The organism is Rheinheimera pacifica (genome assembly GCF_024809855.1).
Lineage (GTDB): Bacteria > Pseudomonadota > Gammaproteobacteria > Enterobacterales > Alteromonadaceae > Alishewanella > Alishewanella pacifica_A.
Genome location: NZ_JANUEM010000006.1, coordinates 174,883 through 196,638, shown reverse-complemented (window position 1 = coordinate 196,638; position 21,756 = coordinate 174,883). Strand labels below are relative to the sequence as shown.

The 21,756-nt window shown below is 48.4% G+C and carries 19 protein-coding genes; 13 read left to right on the top strand and 6 right to left on the bottom strand.

Annotated features, from left to right (window positions below; translation table 11 throughout):
- Nucleotides 1-51: 51 nt before the first annotated feature.
- Nucleotides 52-1,104 carry an RDD family protein gene (locus M2404_RS10695; RefSeq protein WP_259239714.1) on the bottom strand — a complete coding sequence of 351 codons (1,053 nt, stop codon included), beginning with the start codon at nt 1,102-1,104 and terminating at the stop codon, nt 52-54.
- A 211-nt stretch (nt 1,105-1,315) separates the two neighbouring features.
- Between M2404_RS10695 and M2404_RS10690 the strand changes: the two genes are divergently transcribed.
- Complete coding sequence (locus M2404_RS10690; RefSeq protein WP_259239713.1) at nt 1,316-1,588, top strand: hypothetical protein; 273 nt, start codon at nt 1,316-1,318, stop codon at nt 1,586-1,588.
- Nucleotides 1,589-1,631: 43 nt separating this feature from the next.
- On the opposite strand, the gene M2404_RS10685 is transcribed toward M2404_RS10690, so the two are convergent.
- On the bottom strand, nt 1,632-1,847 hold the full coding sequence (locus M2404_RS10685) for a hypothetical protein (protein ID WP_259239712.1): 216 nt from the start codon (nt 1,845-1,847) through the stop codon (nt 1,632-1,634).
- 87 nt (nt 1,848-1,934) lie between these two features.
- On the bottom strand, nt 1,935-2,372 hold the full coding sequence (locus M2404_RS10680) for an OsmC family protein (protein WP_259239711.1): 438 nt from the start codon (nt 2,370-2,372) through the stop codon (nt 1,935-1,937).
- A 442-nt stretch (nt 2,373-2,814) separates the two neighbouring features.
- Between M2404_RS10680 and M2404_RS10675 the strand changes: the two genes are divergently transcribed.
- The 5 genes from M2404_RS10675 to M2404_RS10655 all read left to right on the top strand — a co-directional run bounded on the left by M2404_RS10675 (nt 2,815) and on the right by M2404_RS10655 (nt 6,110).
- On the top strand, nt 2,815-3,522 hold the full coding sequence (locus M2404_RS10675; protein ID WP_259239710.1) for a hypothetical protein: 708 nt from the start codon (nt 2,815-2,817) through the stop codon (nt 3,520-3,522).
- A gap of 121 nt (nt 3,523-3,643) precedes the next feature.
- Nucleotides 3,644-4,054: a DUF1801 domain-containing protein gene (locus tag M2404_RS10670; RefSeq protein ID WP_259239709.1), complete on the top strand. Its 411-nt coding sequence runs from the start codon at nt 3,644-3,646 to the stop codon at nt 4,052-4,054.
- Between the two features lie 102 nt (nt 4,055-4,156).
- Nucleotides 4,157-4,594 (top strand): GNAT family N-acetyltransferase, encoded by a 438-nt coding sequence (locus tag M2404_RS10665; protein ID WP_259239708.1) that lies wholly within the window; start codon nt 4,157-4,159, stop codon nt 4,592-4,594.
- A 100-nt stretch (nt 4,595-4,694) separates the two neighbouring features.
- Complete coding sequence (locus M2404_RS10660; RefSeq protein WP_259239707.1) at nt 4,695-5,471, top strand: aminoglycoside adenylyltransferase family protein; 777 nt, start codon at nt 4,695-4,697, stop codon at nt 5,469-5,471.
- 225 nt (nt 5,472-5,696) lie between these two features.
- Nucleotides 5,697-6,110: a hypothetical protein gene (locus M2404_RS10655; RefSeq protein ID WP_259239706.1), complete on the top strand. Its 414-nt coding sequence runs from the start codon at nt 5,697-5,699 to the stop codon at nt 6,108-6,110.
- A 24-nt stretch (nt 6,111-6,134) separates the two neighbouring features.
- Here the strand turns inward: M2404_RS10655 and M2404_RS10650 are convergent, their stop codons facing one another.
- Nucleotides 6,135-6,467 carry a hypothetical protein gene (locus tag M2404_RS10650; RefSeq protein WP_259239705.1) on the bottom strand — a complete coding sequence of 111 codons (333 nt, stop codon included), beginning with the start codon at nt 6,465-6,467 and terminating at the stop codon, nt 6,135-6,137.
- A gap of 213 nt (nt 6,468-6,680) precedes the next feature.
- Here M2404_RS10650 and M2404_RS10645 point away from each other — a divergent pair, with 213 nt between their 5' ends.
- From M2404_RS10645 to metH, 3 genes are read left to right on the top strand one after another with little or no spacing between them, the layout of a single operon-like run.
- On the top strand, nt 6,681-7,607 hold the full coding sequence (locus tag M2404_RS10645; protein WP_259239704.1) for a homoserine O-succinyltransferase: 927 nt from the start codon (nt 6,681-6,683) through the stop codon (nt 7,605-7,607).
- Between the two features lie 27 nt (nt 7,608-7,634).
- Entirely contained in the window at nt 7,635-8,699 is a 1,065-nt protein-coding gene (locus M2404_RS20285) for a homocysteine S-methyltransferase family protein (protein ID WP_310503083.1), read from the top strand.
- On the top strand, nt 8,699-11,320 hold the full coding sequence (metH, locus tag M2404_RS10640; protein WP_310503082.1) for a methionine synthase: 2,622 nt from the start codon (nt 8,699-8,701) through the stop codon (nt 11,318-11,320). The genes M2404_RS20285 and metH overlap by 1 nt, the downstream gene beginning before the upstream one ends.
- A 24-nt stretch (nt 11,321-11,344) precedes the next feature.
- On the opposite strand, the gene M2404_RS10635 is transcribed toward metH, so the two are convergent.
- Both M2404_RS10635 and M2404_RS10630 read right to left on the bottom strand, forming a co-directional pair.
- The gene (locus M2404_RS10635; protein ID WP_259239703.1) at nt 11,345-14,899 is read right to left on the bottom strand and encodes a hybrid sensor histidine kinase/response regulator; all 3,555 of its coding nucleotides are present in this window, start codon (nt 14,897-14,899) and stop codon (nt 11,345-11,347) included.
- Between the two features lie 85 nt (nt 14,900-14,984).
- Complete coding sequence (locus M2404_RS10630) at nt 14,985-15,473, bottom strand: TIGR00645 family protein (protein ID WP_259239702.1); 489 nt, start codon at nt 15,471-15,473, stop codon at nt 14,985-14,987.
- 189 nt (nt 15,474-15,662) lie between these two features.
- Between M2404_RS10630 and M2404_RS10625 the strand changes: the two genes are divergently transcribed.
- From M2404_RS10625 to alaS, 4 genes are all read left to right on the top strand, one after another.
- On the top strand, nt 15,663-17,723 hold the full coding sequence (locus M2404_RS10625; RefSeq protein WP_259239701.1) for a S46 family peptidase: 2,061 nt from the start codon (nt 15,663-15,665) through the stop codon (nt 17,721-17,723).
- A 126-nt stretch (nt 17,724-17,849) separates the two neighbouring features.
- Nucleotides 17,850-18,572, top strand: a complete 723-nt coding sequence (locus tag M2404_RS10620; RefSeq protein WP_259239700.1) for a DUF2189 domain-containing protein — start codon at nt 17,850-17,852, stop codon at nt 18,570-18,572.
- 2 nt (nt 18,573-18,574) lie between these two features.
- Entirely contained in the window at nt 18,575-19,021 is a 447-nt protein-coding gene (locus M2404_RS10615; RefSeq protein ID WP_259239699.1) for a regulatory protein RecX, read from the top strand.
- A 29-nt stretch (nt 19,022-19,050) separates the two neighbouring features.
- Entirely contained in the window at nt 19,051-21,669 is a 2,619-nt protein-coding gene (gene alaS / locus M2404_RS10610; RefSeq protein WP_405047782.1) for an alanine--tRNA ligase, read from the top strand.
- Nucleotides 21,670-21,756 lie beyond the last annotated feature (87 nt).

Here is a 21,756-nt window from a genome sequence, read left to right as displayed (position 1 = left end):
GATTTTTATTGTAATTTTATCTCGTGTAGGGCATGAAAAATGCCACCCGGCTTAGCTTTTTACCCGCAGTACCAGCGTATCGGCCAGCTTGTCCTGAATAGCCTGGCGGTTTGGGTCCCAGTATACTTGTAAAAAGCCCAGCAAGCCTGTGGCGAAGCCTGCGCTATACCCACCCTGGCGGCCAAAAGCACCCCACAGCGAAATAGGCTTGTTGTCCAGTTGCACTACGCGAATGCCGCATAATTTTTTGCCAATGGTCTGGCCGTTATTCCAGGCAATAAACAGCGTAAAATAGCCTATAGCCCAGCCAAAACCGATACCTAGGTCAGCTAAAGTACCTTGCACCCATTTCAGTACACTGTGATCAGACTCTTGCAGCCTTTGCCACAGCGAAGCGCCGGTAATTGAAGGCGCAGGTACTGCCTGATCTGTGCTGTTTTGCGCCGTCTCGCTTATTTGTTCTATGGTAGCGCCAACTTTAAGACTGGTAATGGCTTCTGTCATCACCGAGGCTTTTTCAGCGGCAGATAACTGGCTGATGTCCAACAGGTCGCTAAGCATTTCTTCCCGTTCGGCAATGCTTAGCCGGGTGTTTTGCAGTTGTTGTATCACAGCCTGTAACTGCACTTGTGCACAGGCTGCATCGCAGTCGGCCTGGCTTAAGCGCAAAGCATTTGCCGACACGGCAGTGCTGTCGGTAATACGTTTGATAGTGCTGTCGGAGGGCAGTGATGATGTCCAGTTGTTGCTGGTAAACAACACCAGTGCGGTGCAGGCCAGAATGGCCACCTGGCCGGTTTTACCTGCCTGCCAGCGTGACCAAGCCAGGTAAGTCAGCATGGGTATGACAAAAACCAGGCTGCCGGAGGTAAGGGCTGCAATAAAAAAACCGTCAACTAGTATCGCCATACCACGGCGTGCAGGCCTGGCTAATTGCTTACCAACCAGCTCTGGTGCTACAGCAAATACATGCGGTGTAACCACCTGCCTTATCTGACGTTCAGTAAGTTGTTTACCGCTGCTATCAACAAAGGTGTCTGGTGCCACTTCAGAAATTGCGGCACTATCGGCAGATGGCAGTGTGGCAGGGGGGATTGTGCTCATGGTTTAACGGGCTCTGACTGGCTGAATTAAAAATACTCTAAACACAGCACGCCGCTAATGCAATGCACAAAACATAACTTTGCCTTTTTTATAAAACCTGCAGCCACAGCCTTTAACAAAGCTAAGTATCTACAGTATCTGCCAGAGTTAACTTGGCTAGCTGCTAGGCGTGCTAAGTTAACAACATTATTAAACAAGAATATCGGGTATTATGGAACAGCTGAATACAGGTAAAAAAAAGAAAACCGCAGGCTTTTACTGGTTATTAGCGCTGTTTACCGGTGCAGCCTGGGTTGGCTGCGCACTGATTTTTGCTGATCTGTGCCTCAGTTTTGGCGGAGGTAATAATAGCGGGTGTACAAGCAGTTTTAATTACCCTGATATCATTACCGGTGTGGCTATTGCCGGCGTAGTATTGTTAATTCCGGTTTTTTGTGTGATAGCAATGATAGCGTTATTAGTAACCTTGTTCAGACCTAAGTAAACCGCTGCTGTTGCACCGGCTATCGGCCAGAAAATAGCTGGCGTTATGGCACCACCGGAACGGCTTCTAATAACGCCAATATAGCGCTGTTATTATTTAACCTGGCTAAATCCAGCAGGTAGCCCTTTTCCAGCGTTTGCATGCTTTTGTTGGCCAACAGCTCTTTTACCCGCTGCTCTTCATTATTAATAATGGCCGTTTTCAGTGCTGCATAATGCATAAAATTACGCGACTCTTGTTCCGTTTGCTCAGATGTCATTAATAAGGCTCCATGGTATTTAAAGCGGCCCGTTTTAACGTTATAAAACGGGCGTTTGGCGTTACGCCAAGAGCAGATTAGCCCAACTTAACTACCTTCAAACGAGGTAATATCCAAAGTAACGTCGCAAGTTAGCAACCTGGATATCGGGCAGGTTAATTTGGCTTCTACCGCTGCTTTTTCAAAGTCTTCACCACTCATGCCCGGCACTTTGGCATCTAACTTTATTTCGGACTTCGTAATGGTAAAACCATCACCTTCTTTAACCAGCGTAATGGCAACCTTAGACGCTAAGCTGCCTTTATTAAAGCCCAGCTTTGCCAGGCCAAAAGACAGCGCCATAGTAAAACACGACGCATGCGCAGCAGCAATTTGCTCTTCCGGGTTGGTGCCTGCTTTATCTTCAAACCGGGTATTAAAGCCATAAGGCTGATCTTTCAAAGCGCCTGATTCAGTAGAAACATGCCCTTTACCGTCTTTGCCAAGACCTTCATATTTTGCAGTAGCCCATTTGATAATAGCCATGTGTGCTCCTTAGTTGTTAAACGGTGTTGTTGATAACGCAAGTGTTATTAGCGCGGTTAAGCTACCTATAACAGCAGCAAGAGCTATTCCACATTGGCAAGACCGCGTCAGCAGGGCGCTTTAGCGAAAATGCCCTGAGCCCGGTTCGGTAAGGTATTCAGGGTAGAGGGTAAGAATTGTAAAAATTGCAGGCTTTAACAAGCTTGGTATCAGGCTAGCTGAAATACCTGTTTAAAAACACAGTTTGGCCTTTGAGTTTTTTATCAGCAATTCGCGGGTGCAAAAACCGCAAGTTGCAGCAACAAAAATTGCTACAACATAAAAATGCTTGATTTACATTCAACCAGCGCCCTAGACTGGATAAAATTTTGTAACTTGCGGGATCTTAGCAACGCAACTCGCGGGTTTAGATCCTTTGAATAAGCTGTTAAGGCTATAAGATATGTGGCAGCAACCAACTAAGGAAATTGAGGACATTCCATATCCTCAAAAGCACATGGAGGATTTGAAACGTCTAAATCCATTAATGATCTCGTCTATGGAGCGTGATGGCCCGCCAATTGAAAGCGGCTCAATTAATGTTGGTTATCTTGATAAGAACCTTGATGTCGCCCTTTTCTTATTCCGTTGGGTGGTAGAGAATAACGAAGTTATTGAAAACCTCAATCTGGTTTTGAATGATTTTAAAACTCTTCCAACAAACTATGTGCTGCTTACTGGCTCGCCGAAGACGCGGTACTATCTGCTTGTTCGTACTTATTTCAATGAGTTTTATCGATTTAGAGAAATTCACAATAGAACGGTCAAGGCTGCCGCCAGCCGCGGCTATATTGAGAGTAGCAACGTAGCATTTGTACGTAAAGCCTTTCACGAAGCATTTGAAAGCGCTATTGATCTAAGAAACAACCTCGTACATTGTTCTACATTTTGGAAGGGCAAGAAGCACTTTGATCTGAATCTTATCGTGGCAGCAAGGGAACTAGGCTTCGGGATAAAAAGTATCGAAAGCGGTGAAATGTGGGAGGTCAGAGAGGTCCTTGAAGATATATGCAGTGATACAGTAAATATGATGCGTGATGAAGCAATCCGTATGTCATCTCTTCTAAAACGTATTCTTCAAGATTATGTTGATATCGTTGCGAAGGTCTAACATGATATGCAACCGCATGCCCTAACAAGTGCTTTAAACAACGCGGCCTGCGTCCGCTGGACTCGCAACAAGTTGTTCGTCGTTTAGGCGTGCGTTACGTGTCACGTTTGTCGGAGGTCTCGTGAACCCTGAAGTTCAAGCCAAGTTTGACAGCTATCCTGTAGAGGCAAAAAAGCAGCTTGAAAAGGCCCGTCACCTCATTTTGGCGGTTGCGGAAGTGAATAGTTTAGGTTCTGTTGAAGAAACCCTCAAGTGGGGTGAAGCCAGCTATCTTGTAAAAGGTGGTAGTCCGATCCGAATAGACTGGAAGCCCAAAGAGCCAAAGGCCATCAAGGTATATTTTCACTGTCAGACCAGCTTGGTCGAAACATTCAAGGAGATATACCGGGATGAATTTGAATTTGAATATGAAGGGAAAAGAGCAGTTGTTATCCCCTTGAGTGCTCATGTCGATAAGGGGCCATTGAGTCATTGTATCGAGTTGGCACTAAAGTATCATAGCTTGAAACATCTTCCTTTACTTGGTGCTTAGGATGATAAAAACACGTAACAAAGCCATTAAATTCGCTCCCTACGGTCGCCGGACGCTCGTTCTTCGCGCCGTTTATGACGTGCGTTAGAGCTAAGGAAAGTCATGAGTATCACACTGGAAGATGTGACAAGTTCAAATTATGAAGCAGTATGTGACTTAGATGTCACTGATGAGCAACAGGAATATGTTGCGAGCAATATGTGGTCTTTGGTTGAGTCACATTACTGCCAAGGGCATACCTGTAGAGTGATCTATCAAAACGATAAACCTGTCGGTTTTTTCATGTGGGTATCTGAAACGCCAGGAAAAGTTTCTATTTGGCGTTTTATGGTGGATCAACGTTTTCAAAAAGCGGGTATTGGTAGAGCTGCGCTAAATTTGGCACTCAATGAAATCAAAGCCAGTGACAAAGTAAAAGAAATAGAAATTTGCTATAACCCTGAAAACCCAGTGGCCAAAGATTTTTATTCAAGTTTTGGCTTTCAGGAGGTGGGTTTGGATGAAGATGGAGAAGATATGTTAGCAGTCATCAAGCTGTGAGCTCTAACAATCGCCCTCAAAACACCGCTTCGCGGCTCGACTCGGAACAAGTTGCTCGCGTTTGTGGCTGGCCTTAGGGCGAAAGGAACTTTCGGAGAATATGGCAAATATGGAGATACCAGATGAAGCGAAACAGGCACAGTCAGTCGTTGAAGGTGTGCTTGGTGATTTGATCGTCGGCATGTATCTCTTCGGCTCTGCCGTTGTTGGTGGTTTAAAGCGCGACAGTGATGTAGATATCTTGGTCGCAGTCTCTGGCTCGCCTACTTTTGAACAGAGAAAGGCCTTGGTATCTCAGTTAATGAGCGTATCCGGCGTGATTGGGAATCCACAAGCTATTAGGCCGCTAGAGTTAACTGTGATGACGGTTTCTGATGTCGTACCTTGGCAATTCCCGCCTCGGGCTGAGTTTGTATACGGTGAGTGGTTGCGAGAGGAGTTTGAGGTCGGAAATGTTCCGGAACCAACCCCTGATCCTGATCTTGCAATTGTTCTAAAGAAAGTGATCGATAACAGCCTGCCGTTATACGGGAGCTCTGCTGAAAAGCTTTTCGATCCGGTGCCGAAGGCTGATATCCGAAGGGCAATTCGTGATTCTTTGCCCGGTCTTTTGGCTGAGACAGCAGGAGACGAACGCAATGTCGTTCTGACCTTATCACGTATGTGGCTGACCGCTGCTACCGGTGATATTGCTCCAAAAGATGCGGCTGCTGAGTGGGCGGAAAAGCAGGTACCTCCTTATCATAAAATGCTATTGAAGTATGCGCGAGAAGGTTACTTGGGGATGATTGACGATCGATGGGGGAATCAAGAGGGTTTTGAAGCGCTGGTTTTCTATATGAAAAACTCGATTGAGGAATGCCTGGATGCCCCGTAGGGATAAGAAATGATAATTTTTCTGGCCAGATATTAGTTCGGTGGAATATGCCAAGAAAGCTGTGAGCTATGGCGTTAGAGCTGCTGGGCTAGTCGCTGTATTGACTACTGTTTTTACAACATGGGCTTTAATGTCTCAAAGCACGGTAGTTAGCTTTATCAATGCTTGGGCATATGCTGCAACACTCAAAAGTTCGCGCATCTATATATCTACAAGGAGCCTCTTATGAAAGTTATTTTACTAACGTTGTTGCTAACTTCAGCGGTCTTTACTGCAAACTTAAACGCCAGTGAACTCTTTACCATGTCGTCAAAAGAAAGAGGTATAACGGCCTTTGATTATGTGGTTACTGAAGTAGCAAGAGAAAACGGTTACTCGACGTTAAACATACCTGGCTTTCAGCAGCGCTCTGCGCCAGCTTCCCGATGGATGATGTGCGTTTATACAGAATTGGCAATTGAGCGTAAATCAACCTTGTGGGCCGCGATTTATAATGACAACACCGGCGATACGGTAACCGTTGTATTTCCTCAGTCTGACTCTTTAGATGATCCTGCTTTTGCTAATGTTGATGCGTTAGGCACTGCACCTCAAATTATGTCAGTTATCAACTTTATAAAGTTTTGTGGGTTAAATTAGACCACTACACTTTGAAGGCAGCCCTTAGCCGATAAGGCTATAAATCGCCACCCCAATGGCAAGAACAGAAACGATACTGCTACCTAATACCAAAGCTTTATAGGTAGCAACCTGCCGTTGTGCTTCTACCGATGCCTCTTCGGCAGAGGTAATAACCTTTTGTAATTGCTCGGCAATAATATGCAGCGACTGGGCATTTTTTGTTACCGCATTCTGTAACTCTGTAATTTGCTGTGCCAGCACAGGGTCTGATTTAGCTGCTTCTGATTTTGAGGTAAACGCCGGAATAGCGCTGGTGGCTATTGTTGTCAGATAGGGCGCAAGCGCCTTGATAAGTGGAATAAATTGTATTGCCATAAATTACCCTGATAAGTTGCCACGCCAAAAATATTGTACTCAAAATAGCCGTTAACGCCTTTTTCAGCAATTGTTTAGCTGCCATCACTAAGGTTGGCTGTAGCGCAATGCTGACAATAGCCTCTCATTATTTAGCCATCTAAACGTATAGAAGTTGACTTTGAGGCCGCTTTTACGCAAAGTAGCGGCTATGTCAGTTAACCGGGTATGGCTATGCCTATTAAAGTGATCGATCAGTTGCCGGCGGTAGAAGCGCTGTCGGCCGAAAATGTGTTTGTAATGACCGAAAGCCGGGCGCAGTCGCAGGATATCCGGCCGCTGAAAATTGCTATTTTAAATTTAATGCCTAATAAAATAGCTACCGAAATTCAGCTATTGCGTTTGCTGGCCAACAGCCCGCTACAGGTGGATGTTGATTTGCTGCGCATTGATGATCATGTCAGTAAAAATACACCACCAAGCCATTTAAACTGCTTTTACCGTTACTTCTCTGAAGTACAGCAGCAAAAGTACGATGGCCTTATTATTACCGGTGCGCCGCTGGGGCTGGTTGATTATGAAGATGTCACTTACTGGGCGCAGTTTGGCGATATTTTACGTTGGGCTGATAACAATGTTACCTCCACCTTATTTTTATGCTGGGCGGCGCATGCGGCGCTGTATCAGTATTATGGTTTGCAGCGCGAAATCCGTGGTGAAAAATTATCCGGCGTTTACTGGCAGCAGGTAAGCCAGCCGCTTTGCCCATTGGTGCGCGGTTTTGATGATGAGTTTCTAGTGCCACATTCACGCTATGCCCAGGTGCCGAAGCAAAAATACCAGCAGCATGACGATTTGCATATTCTGGCCGAAGCTGATGTTACCGGCGCTTATTTACTGCAAAACAGCAGTGGCAGCCGGGTGTTTGTTACCGGCCACCCGGAATATGATTTAACCACGCTGGATGAAGAATATCAGCGTGATTTAGCTGCCGGAGTGTCGGCTAAGCTGCCGGAAAACTACTACCGCCACAATGACCCCTTGCAGGGGCCGCAAAAGCTGTGGCAAAGTCACGCCTTTTTACTGTTCAGCAACTGGCTGAACTATTATGTTTATCAGGCCACGCCGTTTGAGCTAAGCCAGATTGGCCGCAGCGCTTAAGCTATTTAGCATTACAACGAGTACTTTATGACTGCAAGACTAACGCCTGAACATTTTCGCAAGTTGTTATCTGAGCGTATTTTTATTCTCGATGGCGCTATGGGCACCATGATCCAGCAGCATCGCCTGCAAGAGGCTGATTACCGTGGCAGCGAATTTGCCAACTGGCCGTGCGATGTAAAAGGCAACAATGATTTACTGGTATTAAGCCAGCCGGATCTCATTGCTGATATTCACCGCCAGTACCTGCTAGCCGGTGCCGATATTGTTGAAACCAACAGCTTTAATGCTACCAGCATTGCCATGGCCGATTACCAGATGGAAGGCTTATCGGCACGGATTAACCGTGAGTCGGCCGCCTTAGCACGTAAAGTATGTGATGAAGTCAGCAAACTTGAGCCACATAAACCGCGCTTTGTTGCAGGGGTGTTAGGGCCAACTAATCGCACAGCATCGATATCACCGGATGTAAATGACCCTGGTTTTCGTAATGTCAGCTTTGATGAATTAGTAGAGGCTTATACTGAATCGACGCATGCTTTAATTGAAGGTGGCGCCGACATTATTATGCTGGAAACCATTTTCGATACGCTAAATGCAAAAGCGGCGGCCTTTGCGGTGCTAAAAGTATTTGATGAAGTGGGTTTTAAACTGCCGGTAATGATCTCAGGCACTATTACCGATGCCTCCGGCCGTACTTTATCAGGGCAAACCACTGAGGCTTTTTACCACAGCCTGGCTCATGTTGAGCCGGTGTGCTTTGGCCTCAACTGCGCCCTGGGCCCGGATTTACTGCGGCCTTATGTCGAAACCTTGTCAGGTGTATCTGAAGCTTATGTATCGGTACACCCTAATGCCGGTTTGCCAAATGAATTTGGCGAATATGATCTGGGCGCCGCTGAAATGGCCGCAGAAATTGGCGACTGGGCCAAACAGGGCTTTTTAAATATTGTCGGCGGTTGCTGTGGCACTACGCCAGAGCATATTAAAGCCATAGCGGATACAGTAAAAAATGCGCCGCCACGCCAGCCCAAAGCGCCCGGCCATAGTTTTCATTTAGCTGGCCTTGAAGCCTTTTCTCTGGAGTGGTAATGCAGCAACAGGCCCGATTTATCAACGTTGGCGAGCGTACTAACGTAACCGGCTCGGCAAAGTTTAAAAAGCTGATTTTAAACGGCGATTTCGAAGCCGCGCTGGATGTGGCACGCCAGCAGGTAGAAAACGGTGCCCAGATCATCGATATCAACATGGATGAAGCCATGCTCGACAGCAAGGCAGCCATGGTGCGTTACCTGCAGCTTTTAGCCTCAGAGCCTGATATTTCGCGGGTGCCGGTTATGGTTGACTCGTCGAAGTGGGACGTTATTGAAGCGGCGTTAAAATGCATTCAGGGCAAAGCGGTTGTTAACTCTATTTCGCTAAAAGAAGGCGAAGCGCCATTTTTACAACAGGCGCGTTTGCTACGCCGCTACGGTGCTGCAGTGGTAGTAATGGCGTTTGACGAACAAGGCCAGGCCGATACCAAAGCGCGTAAAGTCGAAATTTGCCAGCGCGCTTATCACATTCTCACTGAGCAAATTGGTTTTCCGCCACAGGACATTATTTTTGACCCGAATATTTTTGCCGTGGCCACCGGTATTGAAGAGCACAACAACTACGCAGTAGATTTTATTGAAGCTACCCGCGAGATCAAGCGCCTGTGCCCGCACGCGAAAATCTCCGGTGGTGTATCCAATGTGTCGTTCTCATTTCGTGGCAACGATGCGGTGCGCGAAGCGATTCACTCGGTGTTTTTATATTATGCTATCGCTGCCGGTATGGATATGGGCATAGTGAATGCTGGCCAGCTTACTGTGTATGACGATATTCCAGAACTACTGAAAGAGCGCGTAGAAGACGTTATTCTTAACCGCCGCAGTGATGCCACCGAGCGCTTACTGGATATTGCTGCGCAGTTTAAAGGCGATGGCAGTGTCGCCGAAAAAGCTGATGATGCCTGGCGCAGCCTGCCGGTAAACAAAAGGTTGGAACATGCACTGGTTAAAGGCATTACCGACTTTATTGAGACCGACACCGAAGACGCGCGCTTACAGGCAGAAAAACCGCTGCATGTAATTGAAGGGCCGCTGATGGACGGCATGAATGTGGTAGGTGACTTGTTCGGCGAAGGCAAAATGTTTCTGCCGCAGGTAGTGAAATCAGCACGGGTAATGAAAAAAGCCGTAGCTTATTTGCAGCCTTTTATCGAGCAGGAAAAAGAAGGCGGCAGGGCTCAGGGTAAAGTGCTGTTGGCCACCGTTAAAGGTGATGTGCATGATATCGGCAAAAATATTGTCGGTGTGGTGCTGCAATGTAATAACTTTGAAGTGATTGATTTGGGTGTAATGGTGCCCTGTGCTGAGCTCCTGCGTATAGCCAAAGAGCACGATGTGGATGTTATCGGACTGTCCGGCCTGATTACACCATCGCTGGATGAAATGGTGCATGTTGCCAAAGAGATGACGCGCTTGGGCTTTACCCAGCCGCTGTTAATTGGCGGAGCTACCACTTCAAAGGCCCATACCGCAGTAAAAATTGAACCGAACTATGCTAACGGCGTCGTGTATGTGCCTAATGCTTCACGCAGTGTATCTGTTGTGCAATCACTTATTACGCCAGATAGCAAAGCGGATTATTTAGCGCGGATTAAACACGAATATACCGTGGCACGTGAGCAACATGCCCGTAGCCGCCCCGGAGAAAAGCTGCTGAGTTTTAACGAGGCAAAAGCGAATAAATTCCGGCTCGATTTAAGTAAAGTAACCCCGGCACCAAACCAACCCGGTGTACACTTGTGGCAGGATGTTGATTTAAACCTGTTGCGTGATTATATCGACTGGACACCATTCTTTTTAACCTGGCAGTTATCCGGCAAATACCCGGCCATACTAAACCATGCAGAAGTAGGCATAGAAGCGCGCAAACTGTTTAAGGATGCCAATGCCATGCTGGACACCATGATTAACGGCGGCCATGTTAAAGGCAAAGCGGTATTTGGCCTGTTTCCGGCCAATAGCGACGGTGAAGATATAGTGGTTTATACCGATGAGAGCCGTAGCATCGAAAAGGCCCGTTTGTATAACCTGCGCCAGCAACTGCAGCTTAGAAATAATGCACCTAATTATTGCCTGGCTGATTTTATTGCGCCGGTGGCTAGCGGCGTAAAAGATTATATTGGCGGTTTTGCCGTTAGCACCGGCTTTGGCGCCGACGAATTTGCCGCTAAGTTTGCTGCCGAGCACGATGATTACAACAGCATTATGGTAAAAGCGCTGGCCGATCGCTTAGCGGAGGCTTTGGCTGAATACCTGCATTTAAAAGTGCGGCGTGAGTATTGGGGCTATGCCAGCGCAGAGCAGCTTGATAACGAGCAACTTATTCGCGAGCTGTACCAGGGGATCCGCCCGGCACCGGGTTACCCGGCCTGCCCGGAGCACACTGAAAAAGGCACACTGTGGCAGTTGCTGGATGTAGAGGCACAAACCGGTATTCAGCTTACTGAAAGCTATGCCATGTGGCCGGGTGCGGCGGTAAGTGGCTGGTATTTCGGCCACCCCGACAGCAAATATTTTACCGTTAGCAAAATTGACGTTGATCAGCTTAACGAGTACGCAGCGAAAAAGGGCTGGAGCCCTGAGCAGGCGCAAAGCTGGTTAGCGCCTAACCTGCGTTAAAAGGCAAAGCGCTGCACAGTTGTGCTAGCGCCATTGTTCCAGCAGTGTTGCCAGTGTAGTAGCGTCGATCGGTTTGGTTAGCATGTCGTTCATACCGGCTTGCAGGCATTGTTGGCGCACATGCTCTGAGTGGTGTGCTGTCATAGCAATAATCGGGGTGCTTGCAAAGCTGTTGTACTGGCGTAGTCGCTGTGCCGTGTCATAACCGTTAAGCCCCGGCATTTCTATATCCATTAACACCAGGCTGATTGGGTGCTGCGTTGCATATTCTAATGCCTGTTCGCCGTTATTGGCGCTAATAACTTTATGGCCGAGTTTTTGCAAAATAATTTGCGCCAGAGCCTGATTAAAATAATTGTCTTCTACCAGCAGCACTGTGTGCTGAAATGTTTTGTCTTCAGCCAGTTGCAGCGGTGGCGGGGTGGTAGCCTCCAGGCTGTCTGCACTGGCGGCGTTAAACTGCACTACAAAGCTAAAGCTGCTGCCCTGGCCTTCGCTGCTTTTAACATTAAGATTACTGCCCATCAGTGCCAGTAGCCGCTGACAAATTGTCAGGCCCAGGCCGGTGCCACCATATTTACGGCTGATAGAGCTATCGGCCTGGCTAAATGCGGTAAACAAACGTGCCTGCTGTGCTTCGCTGATGCCAATACCGGTGTCGGTAACAGTAAACTGCAACAGGCAGTTACCGGCACTACCAACCGGGCTTACTGCCAGGCTGACACTGCCACGTTCGGTAAATTTAATGGCGTTGCTGAGTAAGTTAATTAACACCTGGCTTATCCGCAGTGCGTCGCCGCTCAGTACCGGCGGGATGCTGTTGTCCAATTCCAGCGAAAAGCTCAGCCACTTTTGCTGTAGCTGAGCACTAAACATGTCGGTAACCTGCAAAATAGTTTGTGACAGATGAAACGGCGCTTGTTCCAGCTCCAGCTTACCGGCTTCTATTTTGGAAAAGTCCAGAATGTCATTAATGATGCTTAGCAAAATTTTTCCCGAGGCACGAATTTTAGCAAGATAACTCTGCCGGGTTTTAGCATCCTGGCTGTGCTGCGCCAGTTCGGCAAAACCCAGTACGGCATTTAGCGGTGTACGCAGTTCATGGCTCATATTGGCGAGAAATTCGCTTTTGGCTGCAGTAGCAGACTCTGCCGTGTGTTTGGCTTGCTGTAATTGCTGCATAGTGTGTTGCAGGTGCAGTGTGCGCTGTTCTATTAAGGTGGTAAGTTGCTGTTTTTCAGCTGTTAATTGGTGAGTGCGCCATTTTAGCAGCAGGTACACCAAGGCCGCTGCCAGCAACGTGTACAGCAGCCATGCTAATGGGCTGGCATACCACGGATGAGCAATATTAATGTTTAGTGGCGCCGACAGCTGTAAATTACCCTGATAATCCAGGCTGCGTACCATAAACTGGTAATCACCGGCGGGCAGGTTGGTGTAATCGCGGTATAACTCGTTGCTCCAGCCCGACCAGTTTTTGTCATGGCCCTGCAGTTTTACCTGAAACTGCGGCAAAAATAAGTGGCTAAAGTTGGGGCTGGCGTATTCAAACCGCAGCTCTGTGCTGGCGGCATCCAGCTTTAGCTGCGCAGGCAGGGCACCACCGCTGTAGAAGATATTGCCGTCCAGTGCTCTGAGCTGTCGTATTAACGGCAGCCGTGGCGGCAGGTTGCGGTGTTCGGTGATAGCAAAACGGAAAATACCCTCAGCGCCACCAAACCACACCACATTTTGTTGGTCGATCAGTAGCGTATCAAGCGGAATATCCTGCAGTGGTAGTAAGGATGAAGCCTGCCAGCGATACAAGCCATTGTCGTCAGCAAATAATACCCCGGCCTGGCGGCTGCCGGTGATATTGTCCCATGTTAGCAGCCAGAGGTTGTTGTACTGATCTATTTGCGGATAACGTACCCAGGGTTGGGTGTCAGGGAAGGCGGCACCCAGCACCTTGTCAGCAACAAATTGCCCGCTGGTGCTATCAAAACGGTAGAAGCCACTGACTGTGGCAAACAGCAATTGTTGCTGGTACCAATGTACTGAGTTACGGTTTTCGCTGGGCAGGCCAGCCGTTTTAGTAAAGCGTTTTACTACCAGCGGCACCGAGCTGCCACCCTGCCAGTTTTGTGGCAGGCTAAGACGGTAAATACCATGTGCCAGAGTGCCCAGCCATAAATCGCCACCGGCAGTTTCATAGATGCTGTTCAAATTGCCGCTCACGCCGGGTACGCGGCCTTCGTCATACCACTGGCCGTGTTCGTAGCGCATACTGGCCAGGCCATCTTGCAAGCCAACAAATACCCGCTGCGGGTTTTGTACCGACTGATAGAGTACTTTGCTGGCCAGCTCTGACGGGCGTATCAGTGTAATGTCCTGCTGGTGTAAAGCATAAACGCCGTTACTGTTGGCAATAAGCAGCTGTTGCTCAAAATTGATAAAGTCCCAGGTTTGCTTTTGTACCGGACTGATGGCTTCAAACTGATTCTGGCTGTTACGGCGGTATAAACCCAGGCTGGTGCCGGCATACAGTGTTCCACTGTGTTGATACAGCGACAGCACATTGCCGTATAAGCCACTGGCGTTGTTGTAGTAAGACAGCGCAGATGATAAGTCAATCCTGCTCAGGCCATGGTCAAGTGCCAGCCATAAACCTTGCTGGTGGTCCTGATATAGCGCTCTGATATTCTGATCTACCAAACCAAACTGTTTGGTAATGTGGCTTTTTAACCGGCCATCTGCGCTAAGAATATATAAACCGTTTTGCGTGGTGCCCAGCGCAAAGTCGCCATTAGTTAATTTAATACCGCTATAAAGCAGGGCTTGTGGTAATACATTGTCTATTTCAGTTTGCCAGCGCCTGACACCGCTGCTGTCCAGCAAAAACAGGCCATCTTCGCGGCTACCGGCCAGCAGGGTGTTGTCGTTATAGCTCTCCAGCATAAATACGCTGGTGCTGGCAAATTGCTCAGAGCCTGGTAGCAGAGTAAAGTCGCCTTGTTTCAGTTCCAGCAGGCCGGTGCCTTCTTCACGTACTATCAGGCGGTTATTCAGCCAGAATGCTTTGAGAAAAGCGCTGTTGCTGCTCCATACTCTGACATGTTGCGGTGTAAGCAGAAAAATATAATGGCGGCTGACAAAGTATACGCCATCGTCGGTGGCAAACGTTTGGCGCACATCCTGAAAATTTCGCTGCTCTGGCGCAATGCGGTCAAGCAAGGAAACATACCGGCTGCCAGAGGCGGGGCTGGTATCAAGATAGCCAAGTTCACCCTTAGAGCCAACATAAATACGGCCGTCTTTGGCCAGTGCCAGAGAGCGCACCACGGCTTTATTGCGGGTGGGGATCATACGCCAGTGAGCACCGTCGTATTCCAGTATGCCTACGTTGTTACCAACATAAATAAGGCCTCGTTGATCCTGCACCAAGGCCCAGTTTTGCGTGCCGCCGTTATAATCTTTCGGCTTAAAGTTGCTTAGCAGCGGGGTACCGGACTGGCCGGATGACAATGCCAGCATAGGGCAACTGCATAACAGCAACACTATATACAGCAGCATCCGGCAGCAGTTAAATAGGCTCTTCACTATGCTCAACCTCCTGTTTGCACAGCCCTATACGCTTGGTAGTAGTCAGCAGACTGTTTAGCAGGCAGGCTGAAGGCGTATTGGTTTATTTGCGCAGTACTTTGTCCAGATATCCCATGGCAAAGGCGGATAACACAAAAGTAATATGTATCAGCAAGTACCACTGAATTTTTTCGTTCGCGATGGTTTCGGTATTCATAAATACCTTTAACAGATGAATAGACGATATCGCAACGATAGATGCAGCTACTTTGTTTTTCAGTGAGCCGGAATCGAGTTTACCCAGCCAATTGAGTTTGTCATCATTGCCTTCCAGATCAAGCCGTGAGACAAAGTTTTCATAACCGGAAAACATCACCATAACGATCAGACCGCCAACCAGGGCTATGTCGATCAATGACAATACTACCAAAATCAGCTCTACCTCTTTCATACTAAAAATGACCGGTAGTATATGAAATACTTCCTGAAAAAATTTAAGGCCAAGAGCCAGCAACGCCAGGCTTAAACCCAGGTAAATAGGTGCCATAATCCAACGCGATGCATACATCAGTCTTTCAATAAAGTTTTCCATAATTTTTCCGGTGAGTTTAGCTGCGTGTATTATGCGGCCGCCGGGTTATAGGTCAAGTGCGGCAGTGCTGAATTTCAACGCTTTATCATTTGTTGGTTACCGCATATTTGTGCGCTTTACCGCAAGCCAGGCTTAGTCGCAGGCAGAATATGTTAGCGTTGCGCCGTTGAAGCTTACAGATGTTCCTATATGAGAAAAGTTTATCGCTATATCGCTGTGTTGCTAGCACTGTGTTGTAGCGCCGCTGCAGCTGATGAAGGCTTGTGGCAACCACAGCAGCTACCTGAGTTAAAACCGCGGCTGGTCGCTCAAGGCCTGCTAAAAGCGCAGCAGCAAGCTGATGCTTTCAGTGCTTTGCCGTTAAATGCTCTGGTACGGTTAAATAACTGCAGTGCTGCATTTGTGTCGGCGTCGGGTTTGTTGCTGACAAATTACGCCTGTGTGGCCGATAGCCTGCAGCAAGTTGGGTTTAGTACAGCACAGCAGGAATTTTCAGCTGCCAATGCAGCAGATGAAATACCGTTACCGGGTGTCCGGGCCTTGCTGATCCGGCAGATACAAAACGTAACGGTACAGTTAAACCGCCAGCTTGATACGAATGCCAGCCCAGCCGAGCGGGCTACAGCCCTGCAGCAACTTAGCCAGAAAATTGTCGCTGAGTGCCAGCAGCGCAGCAACTATGAGTGTGAAGTGACCAGCCAGCACGATGGTTTGGAATATTATCTGGTTACATTAGAGCCCATCGCGCAACTGCGGCTGGTACATTTACCGCTATCGGCAGTATCATCTGAGCTGGCGCCAAACTGGGGCTGGCCAAAGTATCAGGCCGATTACGTTTTTTTACGCGCTTATGCGCCAGACAACACTGCTTTTAAACCCGCAGCACATTTAACCTTGTCGGCAAAAGGTATTACCGAAGGCGATACGGTAATGGCGGCTGCGTTTCCTAAGCAAAGTTCACGCTATGCCAGTGCTGACGAAGTACGCTTTTTATTTGAGCAATATTACCCGCAGTCAGTGCAATATCGGCAGCAGACATTAGCGCTTATCACGCAACTGGCGCCATCTGGTTCTGAGCGTGCCAGACAGTATCAGGATTTAGTACGCTCTTTGCAGCAAAGCCTGGTTGAAGAGCAAAATATGATTGCACGCTACCAGCAAAGTAGTTTGCAGCAGAAAAAAGATACCGCAAGCCAACAGCTTAATACCTGGATTGCCGGTAGCCCGGTGCGCCAGCAGCTGTATCAGCCCCGGCTTGAGCGGCTGAAGCAACTTAGCGCACAGCAGCAAATTATGGCACAGCGTGATCTGGTTCTAACCTATCTTAGCCGGGCCCAGTTACCTACTCTGGCCAGGCGTTTATACAAAGTGGCCCTGGCAAAACAGCAGGCAAAAGACAGCTCTGAGCAACAACAGGTAGCCACCGAAGTAGCACAGTTACAGCAATTGATCAGCGAAATGCCCGAGCAGTTTGATGTGCGTGTAGATTTAGAGCTGGCGTTACATTTTTTGCGCCAGTATGCCAGTTTACCTCCGGCGGCCCGTATTGGCGCCTTAGATCATTATTTTGCGTTGGGTGATGGTTTTAACCAGGAGATTGTACGGCACAAACTGGAAACTATGTACCGTGGCACCAGTCTGCGTGATGCTGAACAACGCAGCTTATGGCTGGAACGCAGTGCAAAACAGTTTGAAAAAAGCCGCGATACCCTGCTTAGTTTTGCTGTTGCTATGCATAATGTAGGTACAGAACTGGAACAGCAGCGGTTTGAGCTGGCCAGCCAGTTGGCACAAATACGGCCTTTGGTTATGGAAATACACCTGGCCTATGCCGAAGCAAACGGCGAGTTGGCCTATGCTGATGCCAATGGTACGTTGCGGCTTAGCGTGGGTACTGTTAAAGGCTATCAGCCGGCTGATGCAGTATGGTATCAGCCGTTCAGTACGGTGCAGGGTATGGCCGTACAGCCACCAGCCAGCGCATTAGCTACAACGGATACATCGTTACCGGTTAATTTTCTCAGCACCATAGATACCTGTGGGCGGGGTAGCAGTGCGCCTACTTTTAATACCCAGGGCCAGCTAGTCGGCCTGATGTTTTCCGGCGTGGCAGAAAATCAGCTGGCAAACTGGCACTATGACGCCAGACGTAGCCGGGCTGTACATCTGGATATCCGCTATTTGTTATGGCAATTGCGCCAGAGCAGCGTCAGCAGGCATTTACTGGATGAAATGGCTGTTAGCTTCTGAATATATCTGTATATAACCACTCATCCGGGTGGTTATCCGTTATCCCCTCTTAATTTGCCGCATTTTGCAGTATCATAACCGCCAGTTTTATAGCAGCCGGGCTGCTATCTGTTTTGTGGAGTTATCGTGGATAAGCAGTTTAAGGTAAAACTTATTGTACGCCGGGTTAATGCATTGGCGTGTTTAAGCTGGTTTAAACAAAGCTGGGCTATTTTTATGCAGGCGCCGCTGGTGTGGGTGTTAATGTTTATCACACTGGGGTTTATTGCATTGGTTAGCCAATTGCATCCGCTAACCGCGATTGTCGGTATTTTACTTAACCCGTTTTTAACTGCCGGTGTGTATAAAAGCGTGGTTGCGGTGCAACAAAAACAGAGCATTCAGTTTGTTAACTTGTTTCAGCCACTGCAGGAAGCTGCATGCCGGGCTGTGTTTATCCGTATTGCAGCATTAAATATGCTGGCATCAATTCCGCTTAGTGTGTTGGCAGCAGAGTTGCTGGTGCAGCATCAACAGCAAGCCGTTAGCGGGGCTTTGGTACTACTGTTTGTTGTGGGGTTTTTACTTACCTGGATGGTATTTGCCTATGCCGTTGCTATTGCATACTTTTTACAGGAACGCCGGCTGCTGGCCATTATGCAGGCCAGCTTTATTGCCTGCTGGCGTAATATTACCGCACTGGTGGTATTTGGCCTCTTGAGTATGGGGTTGATAATGCTTACCATGCCAACGCTGTTTATCGGTTTATTGCTGGTGATACCGCTGCTGAATATCGCATTCTTTTTATCATTTAATGAGTTTTTTGCGCTGCAGGTTAAACCCACTGATGAAGCCGTATTGGAAGTGTAGCCTTGGCAGATCTTGCTGAATTAAAACACATGGCGCTGAACTGGCTGAGCCGGCGTGACTACAGCGAAGCCCAGCTAAGCCAGCGCTTAAGCCGCCAAGGTGGTGAGGCTGACGATATTGCTAAGGTAATTGCCTGGTGTAAAGCCGAAAACTACCTTGATCAGCAGCGTTTTATCAGTATGTTAGTGCGTAGCCGGGTAAATAAAGGCTATGGCCTGGGCTATATAGTGCAGGAGTGCCGCCAGCAAAACATCAGCCGTGAACAGGTATTGCAGTGCGCCGCAGAGCTGGAAATAGATTGGTTTGCTCTGGCGCAGCAGCTGTACCGGAAGAAATACGGCCAAAGCATAGTAACTGAATACAAAGACAAGTTTAAACGCATGGCGTATATGCAGCGCCGTGGCTTTAGTAACGAACAAATTCAATTTGCCATTAATCAAACAGAGTAAAACCCAAGCGGACAGGATTTTCCATGACTATGACATCGGCCAGTATCAGGCGCGCCTTTTTAGATTATTTTGCCAGCAAACAGCACCAGGTAGTGGCCAGCAGCTCGCTGATCCCAGGCAACGATGCCACCTTACTGTTTACCAATGCCGGTATGGTGCAGTTTAAAGACGTATTTCTCGGCCAGGACCCGCGCAGTTATAACCGGGCCGTATCTGCCCAGCGCTGCGTGCGTGCCGGTGGTAAACATAACGATCTGGAAAATGTCGGTTACACCGCCCGCCACCATACGTTTTTTGAAATGCTGGGTAATTTCAGTTTTGGTGATTACTTTAAACAGGAGGCTATTGCCTATGCCTGGGAGTTTTTGACAGAGGTGGTGAAACTACCCAAAGAAAAACTCTGGGTTACCGTGTATGAAACCGACGACGAAGCCTACGATATCTGGTTAAAACAAGTAGGGGTGCCGGCTGAGCGGATAATCCGTATCGGTGATAATAAAGGCGCGCCTTATGCGTCGGATAACTTCTGGGCCATGGGCGACACCGGCCCGTGCGGCCCTTGTACCGAGATTTTTTATGATCATGGCGAACATATTTGGGGCGGCCCACCGGGATCGCCGGAAGAAGATGGCGACCGCTATATCGAGATCTGGAATATCGTATTTATGCAGTTTAACCGCCACAGCGATGGCCGGATGGAAAAACTGCCTAAGCCCAGTGTTGATACCGGCATGGGACTGGAACGTATCGCCGCTATTTTGCAGCACGTACACAGCAACTATGAAATTGACACCTTTGTTGCGCTGATTAAAGCCGCTGCTAACGCCACCGGCGCCACTGATTTAACCGATAAATCGTTACGTGTGGTAGCAGACCATATCCGCAGTTGTGCTTTTTTAATTGTTGACGGTGTGCAGCCATCAAACGAGGGGCGTGGTTATGTGTTGCGTCGTATCGTGCGCCGGGCTGTGCGTCATGGTAATAAGCTGGGCGCTAAAGGTGCATTTTTCTATCAACTGGTGGCCGCTTTGGTTGCGCAGATGGGGGAGGCTTACCCTGAACTGGTTGAAAAGCAGGCGGTAGTAGAAAAAATACTAAAACTGGAAGAAGAGCAGTTTGGTAAAACGCTGGAGCGTGGCCTGGTTATTCTCGAAGATGCCTTAGCTGGCTTAACCGGTACCGAATTACCCGGCGAACTGGTATTTAAACTGTATGACACTTACGGTTTCCCGGTTGATTTAACCAACGACGTAGCCCGTGAACGTAACCTGACAATTGATCAGGCCGGTTTTGATGCTGCCATGGCGCAGCAGCGCAAACGCGCGCAGCAGGCATCTAACTTTGGTGCCGATTACAACGCCACATTAACCTCAAGCCAGCAAACGGCTTTTACCGGCTATGAGCAGGAATTTGGCAACGCAGTAGTCGTAGAAATACTGTGTGATGGCCAGGCTGTAAGCAGCCTTAGCGATGGTGAGCAGGGGCTGGTTATACTGGATAAAACGCCGTTTTATGCCGAATCCGGCGGCCAGATGGGTGATACCGGTAGTTTAACGCTGGCCAGCGGTGCAATATTCACTGTGCAGGACACCGTTAAGCTGGCTAAAGCGTTTGCCCACAAAGGTTATATCAGCGGTGCTTTAACCGTGGGTGACAATGTAGATGCGCAAATAGACAGCGCGCGTCGTAGCGCTATTAAACAAAACCATTCAGCTACACACTTATTACATGCGGCGCTGCGTAAAGTACTGGGTGAGCATGTAACGCAAAAAGGCTCACTGGTAGGTCCCGATCGGTTGCGGTTTGACTTTAGCCATTTTGAAGCGGTAAAAGCAGAAGAGCTGCGTACCATTGAACAGCTGGTTAATGAGCAAATTCAGCAGAATCATCTGTTACAAACCCGGTTAATGCCAATTGAGCAGGCAAAGGCTGCCGGTGCTATGGCGCTGTTTGGCGAAAAATATGATGATGAAGTACGCGTGCTGAGTATGGGTGAATTTTCTATTGAGCTGTGTGGTGGTACTCACGTTACCCGTACCGGTGATATCGGCCTGTGTAAGATAGTGTCTGAAAGCGGTATTGCCTCCGGTGTCCGCCGGATTGAAGCCGTTAGCGGTGCCGGCGCGGTAGCTTTTGTGCAGCAGTTGGAACAGCAGGCACAAAGTGTTGCCAGCGCGCTTAAAGGCGATATGTTCAGCATTAGCGAGCGGGTACAGCAAGCGCTGGAGCGCAGCAAAGGACTGGAAAAAGAAATTGAGCAGCTAAAAGCCAAACTGGCCAGCCATGCCGGAGCCTCTTTGCTGGATCAGGCGCAGCAGGTAGCCGGTGCTACCGTGTTGGTAGCACAACTTCCCGCTACGGAACCTAAAGCACTGCGTACTATGCTTGACGAGCTGAAAAATAAACTCAGCTCAGGCGTGATTTTGCTGGCCACGGTAAATGATGACAAAATCAGCTTAATTGCTGGTGTTACAGCTGATTTAACGACTAAAGTACATGCTGGCCAACTGGTTGGCTGGGCTGCCGAACAGTTGGGCGGCAAAGGTGGCGGCAGGCCAGATATGGCACAGGCTGGTGGTACAGATGTAGCCGCATTGCCACAGGTGCTGAATGAGGCAAAAGCGAACATCGCGGCAAAACTAAGCTAAACTGCTTGAATTAGTATAAAGAAGGGCGCTGACGCCTTTCTTTACTGATCTTGCAACGCTGCATTGCCGTAACAGACAAAATGGTTA